The following is a 15,152-nucleotide window of genomic DNA, read 5'->3' as shown; positions in this document are numbered from 1 at the left end:
TGATTTTTGGGGTTTTGAAGTTAAAATTTGACGAAGATAAGGCATGTAGCCTATCAAGTCAAATTTTAACAAAATCCACAAAAAGCGCTCAAAAGACAAGCCGCTAAAATAAAAATTAAAAGGAGTAAAAATGGCAGAGTATTACAACCTCATCAAGTATTTCCACTACCTGTGTTTCATCTCGTGGATGGCGTTTTTGTTCTATCAGCCGCGCCTCTACGTCTATCACGCGGAGAATATAGACAAGCCTGACTTCGTGCGCGTGGTCGAGGTGCAGGAGTATAAGATGTACCACTACATCGGCTGGGTCGCGCTGATCGGCACGTTTTTGACGGGCATTTTGATCATCGTCGCGATGCCCGAGCTTTTACATAGCGGCTACATACGCGTCAAGCTCACCGTCGTCGTTATCCTCGCGGCGTTTCATCTGGATCTTGGCCGCTATATGGTGCAGCTGCGCGAGAAACGCTGTAAGAAAAGCGGTATGTTCTTTCGCGCTTACAACGAAGTGCCGACCATCGCGATGGTTATCATTATTTGGATGATGGTGTATAAGCCGTTTTAATCCGCGATAAATACGCGCCCCGAGGCGGAGCGAACCTGCTTTGCCTCGGTGTTGCGAAGTCAAATTTAGCCTTGCATTTTTGAGCCGTATCTTACAAATTCGGCGTGCAAAATTAGCGCCAAATTTTGATTTTATTCGGCTCAATTAAACCCAGTCTCCCAAACGACATCAGCTCAAATTAAATCGCTAAAATTTGAAAATCTCCCCAATCTAAACGCTTCCGCGCATATCTTTCATCACGGATTTGAGATTTCGGCGCAGGCTAGTTTGTGGGTTATCTCGGGAGTTTTAGGCGTCGGGATTTTTGCTAGTTTGTTTAAAGCAAAATAGCCACAGACTAATTTGGCGAAAATTTATAAATTCGCCCGCCTTGGTGCCGGGTGCCGCTTTAGTAAACTAGGCGCGCCCATTTTGCCCGCCTAGCCCAAGGCTAAATTTGATAAATTTAGCCCGAGCGATAAAGGGCGCTAAGATAGCAAGCAGAGTTAAATTTTAGCCTTTTTTATCGCCTGAGCCAGATCGGCGATTAGGTCGTCCGCGTTTTCTACGCCGATAGAAAGGCGCAGCAGATTAGGCTTTATGCCGATTTTATCTTGCAGCTCTTTGGGGTATGATTCGTGTGTCATGGACGCAGGCTGACAGATGAGGCTCTCCACGCCGCCAAGGCTCACGGCTAGATCGAAAAGCTCTAGAGATTTAGCAAAAATTTTATAGTCGTATTTTTCGTTTAGCTCCAGCGATATAACCGCGCCGATATCGCTTGCTTGGCGGGCTTGAATCTGCTTTTCTAGCTGCGAGTACGATCCCGCGTAATGCACCGCGTCTACCGCTTCGTGCGATTTTAAAAATTCGATGATTTTATGCGTATTTTGCGTCTGGCGATCAAAGCGCACGCTAAGGGTTTTAAGGCCTCTTATCAGATAATAAGCGTCCATCGGGCTGATTATGCCGCCAAACGTATTTCTGGCAAATTTTATCTTTTCGGCTAGCGCGTCGTCGTTTACCGTGACGATACCGGCGATCGCGTCTGCGTGTCCGCCGATGTATTTCGTCGCGCTATAAACTACGATATCTACGCCAAAATCAAAAAGCTTTTGATAATAAGGCGTTAGAAAAGTATTGTCAGCGATTACCAGGATGCCTCTTTTGTGCGCGATGTCTGCGATACGGCGGATGTCGGTCACGCGTAGCAGCGGATTTGAGGGCGTCTCGATAAATATCGCTCTCACGTTCTCTGCGATATCTTTTTCCTCTAATAAATTTAAATCGTCCACCGCCTCGTAGCTTATGCCTTGCGACGCAAAGACGTTGCTAACGTAGCGGAAAGTGCCGCCGTAGACGTTGTTATTTAGCAGCACCTTATCGCCCGTTTTTAGCAGGCTAAAAGCCGCTGCCGTCGCCGCCATTCCCGAGCCGAAGCTAAATGCGTATTTGCTACCCTCTACCTTGGCAAAAAGCTCGTCAAACGCCTGTTTAGTCGGATTTGCGCCGCGCGAGTAGGCAAACTCGCCAAAGCCGTCTAGCCCCTCTTGCACGAACGTCGTCGCCAGATAAACGGGCGGCACGACGGCTCCAAAAGGGTTATGCTTGGCCTCGATGCCTTTTACGATTAGCGTGTCTAGTTTCATTTTCTCTCCTTAAATTTATCGCTAAAATTTCAAAAATCTTATATCCATCGCCGAGATAAAGCTCATTATGCGCTCGTTTTGGCTAGCAAAAAATCTCTCCGCATCGCCGTCAAACGCGATCTTGCCTTTATCCAAAAACAAAATCCTATCCGCGACTTTGCGAGCGAAATTCATATTATGCGTGACGATGACGAGGGATTTTTTCTCTCTGGCTAGGGCTATGACGACTTTTAGCACCTCGGCTTCTAGCTCCGGATCTAGCGCGCTAGTTGGTTCATCTAGCAGCAAAAACGACGGATCCATCGCTAGCGCCCTAGCTATCGCCACGCGCTGGCTCTGACCGCCCGAGAGTCTGTTTGGATAGGCGTTTTGCTTGTCGGCCATGCCGACCTTGCCTAGCAGCTCGAGGGCTTTATTTATCGCCGTTTGCTTGTCGGCACCAAGTACCTGCGTCGGTCCTTCGATCACGTTTTGTAAAACCGTTAGATGCGGAAAGAGATGAAACCCCTGAAACACCATCCCCGTTCGCCTGCGAAAGGGCAGTAGCTCTTTTGGCGAAATTTTGCCGCCGAATTTTATCTTCTCGCCGTCTAGCTCCAGCTCGCCTTCCTCGGGGATTTCGAGTAAATTTATGCAGCGAAGCAGGGTTGATTTACCGGATCCGGAAGACCCCACGATTACCGTAGTTTGCGCATCTGCGATCTCTAGATCGATACCATCTAGCACCTTTTGTTCGCCAAAGCTCTTGGTTAAATTTTTAAATTTTATCGCCATCACACGTACCTTGATGTTCGTTTTTCAAGCCTTCCTTGCAAAAAGGTAAGCAGCGTGCAAACGATTAAATAAATAAGCGCGGCCAGCACGTAAAGCAGCAGTGGCTCATACGTACGAGCGGCGATGCGCTGGGCGACCATAAACATATCTACCATCGTTATGGATGCAGCCAGCGAGGTGTCTTTAACTAGTCCGATGAAGGTATTTGATAGCGGCGGCAGCGATATACGCACGGCCTGAGGAGCGATGATACGGCGTAAAATTTGCGCGTGCGTCATACCTAGCGAGGTCGCCGCCTCCCACTGCCCCTTAGGCACCGATAGGATCGCCGCCCTCACCGACTCGGACGCGTAGGCGCCGACGTTTAGGCTAAAAGCGATGATCGCCGCGCTCCACGTATCAAGCGTAACGCCGATAGAAGGAAGCCCGAAAAATACGATAAAAAGCTGCACTAAAAGCGGCGTGCCGCGAAATATCCAAACGTAGCCACCAAAAATCCATCGCAAAATTTTCACGTTTGAGAGGCGCGCGATAGCGGTTATCACGGCGATAATCAGCCCGCAGGCAAAAGACGCCAGCGTGAGCGGTATCGTGACCTTAGCTAGGGCTTCTAGCATCGGCAGCAGCGAGCTTGAGACAAGCTCGATTATGCGGTTTATGCGTTCCGTGTCCAAATTTACCTCCATTTTTCGCACCGAATTTAGGCTTAAATTTACTCGTCGCGAGCCTTTGAGCCGTTAAATTTTACTTGCAAGATTTGCCAAAATTTGCTGTTTAGTTTTGCAAGCGGCGTTTTTTGCTAAATTTAAAATTCGCGGCTAAATTTAACGGCTTTTAAATTTAGCCTGCAAGCAAGCCCGCAAATAGGCCATCGCCGCTGGCGTAAACGAGCGAGCTAACCCGTTAAAATTGGCTAAATTTGACCTAGCAAATTTACTCCGAAACGTCCTTGCCGAAATACTTTTGCGAGATTTCTTTTAGCTCGCCCTCGGCCTTTAGCTCGGCTAGGGCTTTGTTTATCCGCTCGGTTAGCTCGGCGTTGCCCTTTTGCACGGCTACGCCGATGTAGTCTTTTTCGTTTCCGACGGCGGCGATTTTAACCGGAGCGGCGGGCTGATTCTTCGTAAAGTCCAAAAACACGATATTATCGCGCAGCACGCTATCTACGCGGCCTGCGATTAGCAGCTCCATACTTTTAGCAAAGCTATCGACCGTGACGTTTTGAGCGCCGTAGCTAGCGGCGACTTTAGCCCAGTTGCTAGTAGCCGAGTCGGCATTTTTCTTGCCGTTTAAGTCGGCGAAGCTTTTTATCGAGTCGTTGTCCTTGCGAACGATGATCGCGCCGTAAGTAACGGTATATGGCTCGCTAAGTTCGTATTTTTTCTTTCGCTCCTCGGTAATGCTTACTTGGTTAAACACCGCGTCTGCCTTGCCCGCGTCAAACGCCGCTAGCATCGCGTCCCAAGGCGCGGTTAAAAATTCGATTTTTAAATTTAGCTTCTTGGCCACGGCTCTTGCGACGTCCACGTCGTAGCCGGTTAGCTCGCCTTTTTCGTCATAGAACGAAAACGGCGCGTAAGTGCCCTCGGTGGCGACGGTTAGCACGCCTTCTTTGATCGTTTTAGCGTGCAAATTTAGCCCCAAAGCCAGGATCGCCGCGGCTTTAAATAAATTTGAAATTTTCATGTTTTTTCCTTTTTTTGGATTTACTTGGGCGCGAATTTTACGGCAAGGCCGCTTCGCGCCAAAATTTATCATTCGGAGATATTTTTACCGAAATATTTTTCGGAGATTTCTTTTAGTTTGCCACTAGATTTTAGTTCGCCAAGAGCCTTATTTATCTGCGCGATTAGCTTGGCGTTATCCTTGTGCGCGAGCGCGGCGGTAGGTATCGCCTCTCCGGTAAATACGACCTTGATAGGCGCGTTAGGTCTTTGCTTGACGTAATCAAGAAAGGTCACGTCGTCGTTTATCGTAGCGTCCGCGCGCTTTTGGGCGATTAGCTCTACGCCCTTGCTAAAGCCGTCTACGACGACGACCTGCGCGCCGTGCTTCTCTGCTATCTGCGCCCAGTTGCTAGTGGCCGAATGCGCGCTTTTTTTGCCTTTTAGATCGTCAAAGCTCTTGATGTCTTGCGTATCTTTGTGAGTTATCAAAACCGCGCGAGGAACGGTATAAGGCTCGCTAAATTCATATTTTTTCTTGCGATCTTCAGTGATGCTTACTTGGTTAAACACCACGTCCGCCTTGCCCGCGTCAAACGCCGCTAGCATCGCATCCCACGGAGCTTCGACGAATTCGACTTTAAGCCCTAGTTTATCGGCAACGGCTTTTGCGATATCTACGTCGTAGCCGGTTAGTTCGCCCTTTTCGTCGTGGAAAGAATACGGCGAATACGTGCCTTCGGTCGCGACCTTTAAGACGCCTTCTTGGATGGTTTTTGCGTTTGCGTTAGTTAAAAGGGCTAAGCCCGCCAAAGTAAGTAGAGAAGATTTTAGTAAGTTTTTCATTTTTCGTCCTTTTTAAATTTATCGTTAGCTATTCATTTAAAAAGGCTCGCACATGCGGATTAAGTAAAATTCTTTTTAAATGTTTAGCGACTTGCTAAGCACTTAAAAAGAAATTCGTGCCTAGCGCCCTAGCTTTTCATCTCGCAACAACACATGTCGCACATATCGCTTTTCATGATGCACCTTTCGTTTTAAATTTAAATGACGATTTTATGCAAAAAAAGGTTAAAACAAAATAAAACTCCGCTAAATTTACGACGCGCGACTTTGAGACGGGCGCAAGATAGGCGGCTAAAGTCTAATCAATCTGCTAACGGCGGCAAATCCGCCGCGCCGCCTCCAAATTTCAGCTTAAATTTACTCCGAGATATCCCTATCAAAATACTTAATCGAAATCTCTTTTAGTTTGCCTTCTGCTTTTAGCTCGTTTAGAGCCTTATTTATCGCTTCTAGTAGCTCGGCGTTGCCTTTATGTACGATCGCTGCCGTATACATCGGCGTTTCGCCCGCCTTGATTAGTTTTATCGGGGCTTTTGGGTGCTGTTTTTTGTAGTCGTAAAACATCACGGCGTCGTCTATCGTGTCGTCGGCGCGCTTGGTGATTATAAGATTTATCTGGTCGCTTAGGCTATCGGCTACGACGAGTTTTGCACCGTATTTTTCGACGGTAGGGATCCACATACTATTTACCGAGTGCGTGGAGCGCTTGCCTTTTAGATCGGCAAAGCTCTTGATATCGTCGTTATCCTCGTGCACGATGATCGCCGAGTATGAGGTCATATAGGGTACGGAGTAGTCGTACTTTTTCTTGCGCTCTTCGGTAATGCTAACTTGATTAAATACTACGTCTGCTTTACCCGCGTCAAACGCCGCTAACATAGCGTCCCACGAGGCTTCGACGAATTTTGGCTTTAGTCCAAGTTTATCTGCGACGGCTTTTGCTATCTCGACGTCATAGCCCATTAGCTCGTCTTTTTCGTTATGAAACGAAAACGGCGAATACACGCCCTCGGTCGCTATCCTTATGACGCCGTCCTTCTTGATCTGCTCGAGCGAATTCGCGCTCGCTAAATTTAAACAAACGGCTAATACCGCGCCTAGTTTTAAAATCTGTTTTAGCTTCATCTAACTCCTTTTATAAATTTTAATCCTAAATTTAACCGAGCAGCTCGATAAACGCCTCTAAGCGCGTGCGAATTTGCCCGACGTCTTGTTTTGAATAATCAGTCTCCAGCGACATATAGTTTGCTCCCGCTTCGCGGCTGGCTTCTTTGATCTTGTTCGTCTCGATCGCGTAGGTGTGGCAGCCGCTTAGCACTACGTCGATGACGCCGTGCGCTTGATACTCATGGATAAATTCCTTGATAATATCCGAGCGTGCGTCGTTTTGATACATCACCGAACAGGGGATTTTAAGGTAGCGCTCGGCGATATTTGCGACCAAATCGCCCTCTAGCCGAACGTTGTTTTGATAGTTTTTCGTGCCGGTGCAGTTTTCAAAGGCTACCACGTCAGCGCCCAACTCTTCTATCTGCTTGACGACTTTTTCGTAGATACCTCCGCTTGGACAGCCGGTGATGATGATGCGCTTTTTGCGTTTGGTGCCGCTCATATCTTTTTCTCGCAGAGCCTTCACATAAGAGCGCAGCATACGGATCTTTTCGCGTTTATCGTAGATGTAGTCGCTAGCAAACAGCACCTGATGCATCTCGCTACCGCTAATCGGGGTCGGATTTAGCTTGCCAAGCTCCATTAGCTCGTTTAGCGCGTCTCGCTCCTCGTTAAAAAGCTCTATCGTCTCTTTTAACTTTTCGTCCGTTATTTTTGCGCCAAAACGCTGTTCCAGATAGCCCTTAAACTCCCGCAGCTCCTGCGTCCAGAGCTCCAAACTGCGCTTGCTCGTCATATTTGGCAGTTCCAAGACCCGCACCTCTTTGTGCTTTGCTAGCAGCTCATACATCTTTTTCTTGCCGTCGCAGGTCGTCTCTCCGACGACTACGTCGCTAGCGTTCATATAGGGGCATTTTTTCGTAACCGCGTAGCCGTAGCTTGCTTTTATTAGCGGGCAGAGATTACGCGGAAGCTCGGCGTGAGCGGCGTTTATCGGGCCCTCGTCCGAAGCGCACAGACTAACCGGCACCGCGCCCGCGGCGTAGATTAGCTCCTTTGGCGAATACGTACAAAACGTCCCCACGACGCTCTTTCCTTCAGCTTTTAGATCCTGAAGCGCCAGAGAATTTCGCTTTTTAAGCTCCGCAAAATCATACTTCATCTTTTCTCCTTTTTCCCATTATCGCAGCGCCCATCGCGCCGCAGTAGATTGCGTTTTCGCGAGTAAAAATTTCAGCCCCCAAATGCTCGCCTAGAAGCTGTTTAAAGAGCGGCACGTTGCTAAGACCGCCGCTTAAGAAGTAAATTTGATTTTCCAGCCGTTTGATGAGTGAGGCGACCTTGTGCGCGGAGGAATCCACGATGGCGTAGGCGATCTCGCTAGTTTCAGCTCCATTTGCGCTTAGCGAGACGATCTCGCTCTCGGCAAAGACCGTACAGGTCGAGCTAATTTTAATCGCCGGATTTTTACGGGCAGTTTTGTAAATTTCGCTAAGTTCAAGCCCCAAGCGACCCGCGCTGATCTCTAAAAATTTGCCCGTGCCCGCCGAGCATTTGTCGTTCATGATAAAATCCGTCGGCTTGCCGTTTTCTATTTTGATAGCTTTGGTGTCTTGCCCGCCTACGTCGATGACGGTGCAGTCAGGCTCAAATAAAAAGTGTGCCCCAAGTCCGTGGCACAAAATCTCGCTCATGCTCAAATTTGCGTACTCTACGCTCACGCGCCCGTAGCCCGTAGCCGTCACGAAGCCCTCTGCGTAGCCTTTTTGCTCTAAAGCTTGCTTGATCTGGCGCGCCACCTTGACCGCGCTAAAGCCGCTCGGTAGCAAAAATAGCTCGCAAAATTCGCCGCGTTCGTCCATAACGGCGACCTTTGACGAGGTCGAGCCGATGTCGATACCGATAAAATGCATACTCTAATCCGTAGAAAATTTTTCCGACACGCGGAGCTAAATTTGGGCACAAATTTGAACCCGTAAAAATTAAATTTGCAAAATCGTAAAAGAAATATTCGTGCAAACGTAAATCGCGGCCGCGATCTAAACTTGGACGTAATTATAGCCAAAATCGGCCGTAAAAAGCGGTGAAAAATTAAAAAATATTATTTTCGGGTAAAATTCTAACTCAAAAGGCACAAAAAGACGATACGCCGAGCAGATCCGAGATAAAGCGTTTCGGTTTACCTTGCGCAAGCTCTCGTAACGCTACGCTTGCCGCAAAGACGCAAAAATCAAATACCGCTTAAGCCAAACACCCTACTTCTTTCTTCTTCCGCCGCGCCGTAGTCTTGCTTTAAGCTTGCCGCCATGCCCGCTTGCACGCACTCTTTGGTGGCGTTTATGTCGGGATTTTTACATTTTTGAGCTTTTCAAGCGTATCTGCGGCCAGCAAGGGCGAAAGGCCAGACCCACTAGAAAATAAATTTAGCGCCAGAAATAATCCTCATCGGTATCTTTTTAAAATTTAACGCGCGATTACGGCAAAAGCGCGGCGGAGCGTTTTTCGGCTTAGGCAAGAATTTGATCACAAGCGGAAATTTCAAGCAAATACAAAAAACATAAATTTACTAGGCTTTAATTAACCAGAAAAGCAAAAGCCGCGAGCCTAACCCCTCGCTTTGGCGATGCAAGCGGCGATAGCCTGCATCAAGGCGCCGCGAAATCCACCCTTTTCAAGCGCGGCAAGTCCCTCGATCGTGGTTCCCGCCGGCGAGCAGACCTCGTCTTTTAGCGCGGCCGGATGCTTGCCGCTTTGGATCAGGCGCGCCGTCCCTTCTACGGCTGCGCAGACGGCGTCGTAGCAAAGCTGCCTAGGTAATCCGCCCCGCACGCCCGCATCGGCCGCAGCCTCGATAAAGGCGCACGCATACGCCGGCAAGCTTCCTGCGATGCCCGTAAATGCGGCAAACCCGGCCTCGTCTATCTCGTAAATTTTGCCTATTTTAGCGATTATCTCGCGCACGGTCTCTTTCTTGGGCTCGCTAAATCCCGCGTCAAAGCAAAGAGCCGTAGCCGACGCGCCGATGCTGGCTGCGACGTTCGGCATCGCGCGAGCTATATAAACGCCCTCGCCTACGATTTGCCTAGCGCGTTTTATGTCAAAACCCGGCGCCAAAAGAAGCAAAATTTTGCCCGCAAGCTCGGGTGCTATCAGGCGCAAGATAACCTCGTAGCTAGCGGGCTTAGTAGCCAGTACGACCTCGTCCGCTTCGCGCGCTAGATCCGTTTCGCTCGCGGCTATTTTTACGCTAAATCTCTGCCGTAAAGCCTCGTTTTTGCTTCTGGCGCAGGCTATGATTTCAAATTTTGTCTCTTTTTCGCATTCGCGCTGGCTCGCCGTATCGCTCGTTTGCGACGGATTATTCGTTCTTTGCGCCTCGCTAACGCCGCTGGATTTCCGCTCGTCCTCGGCAAAGCTTCGCCCCGCGTCCGCTTCGTCAGATTGCGCGCGCCAAAGCGCCTCTATCATCGCGCCGCCCATATTTCCGCCACCGATGAAGCCGATTTTTACGTTTTTCATTTCGCCGCCTTTTTTAGAGTGCCGATTTTGACCGCTTTGCCCGTGATCGCGTCACGTACCGCCGTGCTATCCGCCCAGATCGCGCCCGTGACCTGCCCCGGCGCCAAGGTATAAACGCCGCCCGTTTGCGCCTCGTCGCTAGCCTTAAACTCGTTGCCCGCGACCAGCTCATAGACGTCCTTCGTATCGTTTTCAAATTTGATCGCTGCTTTTAGCGTCGGCGCTTCGCCCTGCTTCGCCACGCTCGCGTACTGCTCGAGCATGTTTTTGCTAAGCTTGCCGTAGACGTCGCCGTATTGGCTTAGATATATCCGCACGGCGCGCTTATCCGAGTTTTTGCCGCCCTTTTCGCCCTTGCCTACGCTAACGCTCATCTCATAGGCGGTTTCTCCCGTCGGGAAGTTCTTAAATTTAGCGTCGGGAACGAAAACCCGCACGTTCTCCGTTACCGTTTTCGTTTCGTGCGTCTGCGGCGTTATACCCGTTAGCACGATCGTGGATTTCACGTCCGAGCCTTTGTCCGAAACAAGCGCGGAGATCGGTATGCGCGTAAGCAGCGTCGTCTCGTAGCAGCCGCTAAAAATAAACGCCGCGGCGAGAGCGAAGATAAATTTTAGTTTTTTCATCGGTTTCCTTTAAATTTACGCCGATTTTAGCATAAATTTCGCCTTGCGTGCCTGTGCGCCGACTTGCGACGGGTCAAATTTCATCGCCGAAAAAGTCGCCGTCGATGTCGCAAATCTCGATATTTTGTCGTACCTGAACGCCTAGTTTGTATTTTATCATCAGCTCTGCCAGTCGCTCGCCGTCGATCAAAACGACCGTGTGACTTTGCACGTTTGCGGCGTATTTTTCGGCATCCTTGCTAAATTTTGACGTCGTGATAAACACGCCCTTTTTGGTCTGCTTATCCGAGATCGCGCCGACGAATTTTTGAATTTCAGGACGCGAAACCGCGCCTTGCCAGCTTTTAGCCTGGACGTAAATTTGCGATAGTCCAAGCTCATCCTCGTCTATAATACCGTCTATACCGCCGTCCGCGCCGCTTTTGGTTAGTCTGCCTACTCCGTAGCCCATTTTTTCGAGCAAGCGCGCCACCAAATACTCAAAAAAACTCGGATCTTTTTGGGAAATTTCGTCTAAAATTTTAAATTTTAAATATTCATTGAGTTCATTTGTAACTCGCTCCATGACTTCAATCGGAGTATAATTTAATTCTTCCTTGTTATTTAATATATCTGATTGGTCTTTTTGCGATACATTTCTAGTGCTTTTATTGTTAAATATTTCATGTTTCCAATTTTCAAATTCTTGGTGCACATTATTACTTAAAAACAACTTTTTACTGTATTCGGTAATTTCATAAACACCACGCTCAACTCTTTTAATTAAACTCTTATCTTGATTATTTTCTCTAAAAGTTTCAGGTATTATAAGATAAGTCAAAGCCCATGAAGCGCGATCCTCGTAAACAAATTTTCCATTTGTAACAACTCTTTTTAATTCATCTGGTTTACAACAAAAGTCTTCGATTAAAAATCTATAAGCTTCAGCATAAACTTCTCTAAGTGTCACTCTGGTATTTTTATAAATAAACTTTAATATCAAAAACATCATATCTTTATAATTTGGTACCATTGTTTTCCTTTATAGCTCTTAATTTCACTCAACAAATGTTTTAAATTTACAAATTTGAGCACAAAATTTGAATATAAATTTTAAAGACAAGCCGCTAACGCGTTTGATAATCTCCGCGGACGATATATTTATAGGTCGTAAGCTCCCTCACCCCCATCGGCCCTCTGGCGTGCAGCTTTTGCGTGCTGATGCCGATCTCGCCGCCAAATCCAAACTCGCTACCGTCGCTAAAACGAGTCGAGGCGTTGGCGTAGACGACCGCGCTGCCGACTTCGTTTAAAAACCGCTCGACGTTTGCGTAGTTTTCGCTCAAAATCGCGTCCGAATGCCCGCTGGAATGCGTATTTATAAAGCTGATCGCCTCGCTTACGTCCCGCACGGCGCGCACGGCCAAAACGAGATCCAAAAACTCGGCACCAAAATCGCTCTCGCCGGCAACCTTGACGTTTGCCAAACCGCGCAACTCCGACTCGCACGCGCCTAGCAGCTGCTCGCTCACCCGAAACTCGACTTCGGGCATCTCACGCACAAGTCCCGGTAAAATTTTGCCCGCTACTCGCTCGTGCAAAAGTACGCACTCTACGGCGTTGCAGACGCTTGGGCGCTGGGTTTTAGCGTTTTTGATTATCTTTGCGGTCTGCTTTAAATTTGCGCTCTCGTCGGCGAATATATGACACACCCCAGCACCCGTCATGATGATCGGCACGGTCGCGTTTTGCGCGATAAAATCTTTTAAGCTTTTGCCACCGCGCGGTATCAAAACGTCGATATATTCGCTCATTTTCGCCATTTGCGCTACGACTTCGCGCTCAGGGCTTTCTACTAGCTGCACCGAGCCCGTCGGTAAGCCAAATTTCGCCCCCGCTTCGTTAAATAAACTTACTAAAAAGATGTTCGAATTTAGCGCGCTAGCACTTCCTCGCAGGATCGCCGCATTACCACTTTTTAGAGCCAAAGCCGCCGCGTCAATGCTGACGTTTGGGCGGCTCTCGTAGATGATGCCAAGCACCCCCAGCGGCACGCGCACGCGGCTGATTTGCATGCCGTTTGGATGACTCCAGCCGCCTAAATTTTCGCCTACGACCTCGGCAAAGCCCGCCACCTCTCGCACGCCCCGCGCCATCGCCTCGATACGGGCGTCCGTTAGCCTTAGGCGGTCTAGCAATGCCGCGCTAAGGCCCGATTTCTCGCCGTTTGCAAGGTCTTTGGCGTTCGCCGCTTTTATAGCCTCTTTTTGCGTTAGCAGCTCGTCCGCTACGGCGTTTAAAATCTTAAATTTAGCCCCGCTATCAAGCCTCAAAAGCTCGCCGCAAGCGGCCTTTGCACACTTGCAGATCTCTAAAATCTCGCTCATTTTTTCTCCTATTCGTATATTCTACCGATTTCAAGCAGTTCGCCCAGACTCGCCCAGCTAATGTTTACAGCCTCGTTTTCATCCTCCGCGCCGTCCATGATACCGGCAGCGCCGCATTCTAGCAGGCTTTGCGGCGTGAAATTATACCAGTCGTTGCCGCTTGGCGAAACTATGCCTAGCCACCTTTGTGGATCGTTTAGATCGCCGCTTACTCGCATCCGCTCTAGCTCGGCGCACTGAAATTTTATAACGCCAAGCGCGTACGTAGCGTCCTCTTTGGACGCCGAGTTTTTCCTAAGCGAGCTTAAATTTAGCTCGGGATTAGTAAATTTAGCTGTCCAAATTTCATTTTGGGGAGGCTCTTTTATATCCAGCCACGCTGGGTCGAATTTGGCTCTTTTTGCCGTAAAGGCCGCCTCTAAAATCTCGCATAAAAGCTCAAAATCTAACCGCTTCTTTTCGCGCTCTTTTACGAGCTTTAAAAGCGCTAAAAGATACTCAAACAAGCTAGTTTGCGCCTCTTCGCCGCGCGCCGCGATTGCCTTGATCGCCTCGTAAAATTCAGCATAACTAGGGCTTGGTTTTTTATCCATTTTTGCCCTTAAATTTACGAATAAAATCGCAAACCACGCCGGCAAACGCCGCAAAAATCGCGCCGATAACAAGGGCTACGGCAAGATTATAAGGCGCGCTTTCGTTTGCAAGCGCGTAGGCGTCAAGCCGCACGTAAACGCCCAATCTGCCGCCCATCCCCTTAGGCGCAAAGAGTAGCCCGCTAAGCGCGAGAAAACAAAATCCGCCAAGTAGGACAAAGCTTGCCGTAAGTTTGATTAAATTTACCCGCCTAAAATCCTCTTTGCCGTAGTTTAGGCAAAAAACGGCCGCGAAAAAACACAGCCAAAAACACGCGGCGCAGGCGTAAAAGGCTACGACTTCGATTTTTAATCCGTTTTTAGCCAAATCATCTAAAAACGGCGCGAAAACCCGCACTGCGCGGATAAAGTCCGTCCAAAAATTCGACCGCAAAATCTCGTCCGGGCTCAAATTTAGCGCCCAAACTCCAAGCGCGGCAAAAACTATAACGCCCAGCGAAAACGGCGTAGCGCACGCTAAAACCGCCCGAGAAAACAGGCTTTTGCGGGGCTCGCCTGTAGTAACTTGAACGAACTCGTATCTAGTTTTATCCATCTTTTTCCTTTAATTTTGCGAGTATTTTAAAGCATGCTTAAAAATACCGACTTAAAACCGTCAAATTTGACGGTCGGCGAAATTTGTCCGCGAGACTTAGACGAATTTTAATCCGTTGCTTTTTAGATAAAAATTCCGCCCCGCTAGGCAGGCGGCTGCTTTTGAGATCCAAAAGTCCGCCTTTACGCCGCCGCTACCGTTTTCGATTTTCGCCTTTTTAGCAAGCTTTTTTATACTCGCGACTAGCTGCGTATATACGTGCGACATCTCGTAGTCGTCCGTTTCGTAGTTACCGCCTAGATCGCCGTTTTCGTCTCTTAGGTTGACTATTTTAGGATAGGCTAGTCGCAGGCCAAAGACGCCGTCGGGCTCGAAATACGCCGTGCTGAGCCGCTTTTTCTCATCGTTATAAAGCAAATTAAAAGGAGCTAGCTTCGCGCACGGCTTGGCGCTATCAAGTATCTTAAATTCGCCTTTAGCCTTGCCCTCAAGCGAGTCGTCACTGCAAAGCTTATCCTCGCCGTCTATGAGATATAGCCGCACCTCATCATCCCAAAGCTCGCTTGTCCGCCCGTCCTCGCGCAAGATAATTCGCTCGAAATACCTCTCGTAATCGCTAAAAACTTGCTCTTTGGATATAATCTTACTCTCTCTGCGTTTTTTCGCGTATGCGGTCGGCTAAAAATACGAAATTCTCCCTGCTAAAAACGCTGCGAAACTCGCTTGGAGTAACGACGAAATCAATTTTTTTCCACGAAAGCGCAAAAGACATACTTTTTCCAGTTAGATCTAGCTTGCAAGCATCTTTATCCGCAGGCATACTTTTCCTTTCTAATTTATTGCAGCGCTTTTGGCCGCAGACTATA

17 protein-coding genes are annotated in these 15,152 nt (G+C 48.6%); 1 reads left to right on the top strand and 16 read right to left on the bottom strand.

Annotated elements, in window-relative coordinates:
- The first annotated feature begins 130 nt into the window (after window positions 1-130).
- Window positions 131-565, top strand: a complete 435-nt coding sequence (locus Q0218_RS02485) for a CopD family protein (RefSeq protein ID WP_297965933.1) — start codon at window positions 131-133, stop codon at window positions 563-565.
- Between the two features lie 485 nt (window positions 566-1,050).
- Here Q0218_RS02485 and Q0218_RS02480 read toward each other — a convergent pair whose 3' ends face one another.
- From Q0218_RS02480 to Q0218_RS02405, 16 genes are all read right to left on the bottom strand, one after another.
- Window positions 1,051-2,193: a PLP-dependent aspartate aminotransferase family protein gene (locus Q0218_RS02480; protein WP_297965931.1), complete on the bottom strand. Its 1,143-nt coding sequence runs from the start codon at window positions 2,191-2,193 to the stop codon at window positions 1,051-1,053.
- A gap of 21 nt (window positions 2,194-2,214) precedes the next feature.
- Window positions 2,215-2,967, bottom strand: coding sequence for an amino acid ABC transporter ATP-binding protein (locus Q0218_RS02475; RefSeq protein ID WP_297965929.1), 753 nt, complete (start codon window positions 2,965-2,967; stop codon window positions 2,215-2,217).
- Window positions 2,967-3,653 carry an amino acid ABC transporter permease gene (locus Q0218_RS02470; RefSeq protein ID WP_297965928.1) on the bottom strand — a complete coding sequence of 229 codons (687 nt, stop codon included), beginning with the start codon at window positions 3,651-3,653 and terminating at the stop codon, window positions 2,967-2,969. The genes Q0218_RS02475 and Q0218_RS02470 overlap by 1 nt, the downstream gene beginning before the upstream one ends.
- 247 nt (window positions 3,654-3,900) lie before the next feature.
- Window positions 3,901-4,653, bottom strand: coding sequence for an amino acid ABC transporter substrate-binding protein (locus Q0218_RS02465; RefSeq protein WP_297965926.1), 753 nt, complete (start codon window positions 4,651-4,653; stop codon window positions 3,901-3,903).
- 68 nt (window positions 4,654-4,721) lie between these two features.
- Complete coding sequence (locus Q0218_RS02460) at window positions 4,722-5,477, bottom strand: amino acid ABC transporter substrate-binding protein (RefSeq protein WP_297965924.1); 756 nt, start codon at window positions 5,475-5,477, stop codon at window positions 4,722-4,724.
- 357 nt (window positions 5,478-5,834) lie between these two features.
- Window positions 5,835-6,602: a transporter substrate-binding domain-containing protein gene (locus Q0218_RS02455; protein WP_297965923.1), complete on the bottom strand. Its 768-nt coding sequence runs from the start codon at window positions 6,600-6,602 to the stop codon at window positions 5,835-5,837.
- A gap of 31 nt (window positions 6,603-6,633) precedes the next feature.
- Window positions 6,634-7,749 carry a double-cubane-cluster-containing anaerobic reductase gene (locus tag Q0218_RS02450; protein WP_297965921.1) on the bottom strand — a complete coding sequence of 372 codons (1,116 nt, stop codon included), beginning with the start codon at window positions 7,747-7,749 and terminating at the stop codon, window positions 6,634-6,636.
- Window positions 7,739-8,500, bottom strand: a complete 762-nt coding sequence (locus Q0218_RS02445; protein WP_297965919.1) for an acyl-CoA dehydratase activase — start codon at window positions 8,498-8,500, stop codon at window positions 7,739-7,741. The genes Q0218_RS02450 and Q0218_RS02445 overlap by 11 nt, the downstream gene beginning before the upstream one ends.
- Window positions 8,501-9,191: 691 nt before the next feature.
- Complete coding sequence (proC, locus tag Q0218_RS02440) at window positions 9,192-10,106, bottom strand: pyrroline-5-carboxylate reductase (protein ID WP_297965917.1); 915 nt, start codon at window positions 10,104-10,106, stop codon at window positions 9,192-9,194.
- Complete coding sequence (locus Q0218_RS02435; RefSeq protein ID WP_297965915.1) at window positions 10,103-10,732, bottom strand: hypothetical protein; 630 nt, start codon at window positions 10,730-10,732, stop codon at window positions 10,103-10,105. Before Q0218_RS02435 ends, proC begins: the two co-directional genes overlap by 4 nt.
- A gap of 73 nt (window positions 10,733-10,805) precedes the next feature.
- Window positions 10,806-11,426, bottom strand: a complete 621-nt coding sequence (locus tag Q0218_RS02430; protein ID WP_297965913.1) for a restriction endonuclease — start codon at window positions 11,424-11,426, stop codon at window positions 10,806-10,808.
- 412 nt (window positions 11,427-11,838) lie between these two features.
- Entirely contained in the window at window positions 11,839-13,098 is a 1,260-nt protein-coding gene (locus Q0218_RS02425) for a glutamate-5-semialdehyde dehydrogenase (protein ID WP_297965911.1), read from the bottom strand.
- An 8-nt stretch (window positions 13,099-13,106) separates the two neighbouring features.
- Window positions 13,107-13,691 (bottom strand): hypothetical protein, encoded by a 585-nt coding sequence (locus tag Q0218_RS02420; protein ID WP_297965909.1) that lies wholly within the window; start codon window positions 13,689-13,691, stop codon window positions 13,107-13,109.
- Window positions 13,684-14,286 (bottom strand): hypothetical protein, encoded by a 603-nt coding sequence (locus Q0218_RS02415; protein WP_297965907.1) that lies wholly within the window; start codon window positions 14,284-14,286, stop codon window positions 13,684-13,686. Before Q0218_RS02415 ends, Q0218_RS02420 begins: the two co-directional genes overlap by 8 nt.
- Before the next feature lie 96 nt (window positions 14,287-14,382).
- Entirely contained in the window at window positions 14,383-14,871 is a 489-nt protein-coding gene (locus Q0218_RS02410; protein ID WP_297965905.1) for a hypothetical protein, read from the bottom strand.
- 58 nt (window positions 14,872-14,929) lie between these two features.
- Window positions 14,930-15,106, bottom strand: a complete 177-nt coding sequence (locus Q0218_RS02405; RefSeq protein ID WP_297965903.1) for a hypothetical protein — start codon at window positions 15,104-15,106, stop codon at window positions 14,930-14,932.
- Window positions 15,107-15,152: the final 46 nt, after the last annotated feature.

It is taken from the genome of uncultured Campylobacter sp., from assembly GCF_938039245.1.
In the GTDB taxonomy this organism is placed as follows: Bacteria; Campylobacterota; Campylobacteria; order Campylobacterales; family Campylobacteraceae; genus Campylobacter_A.
The sequence above is the reverse complement of the archived record's forward strand: the minus strand, read 5'-3'. Positions and strand labels throughout refer to the sequence as shown.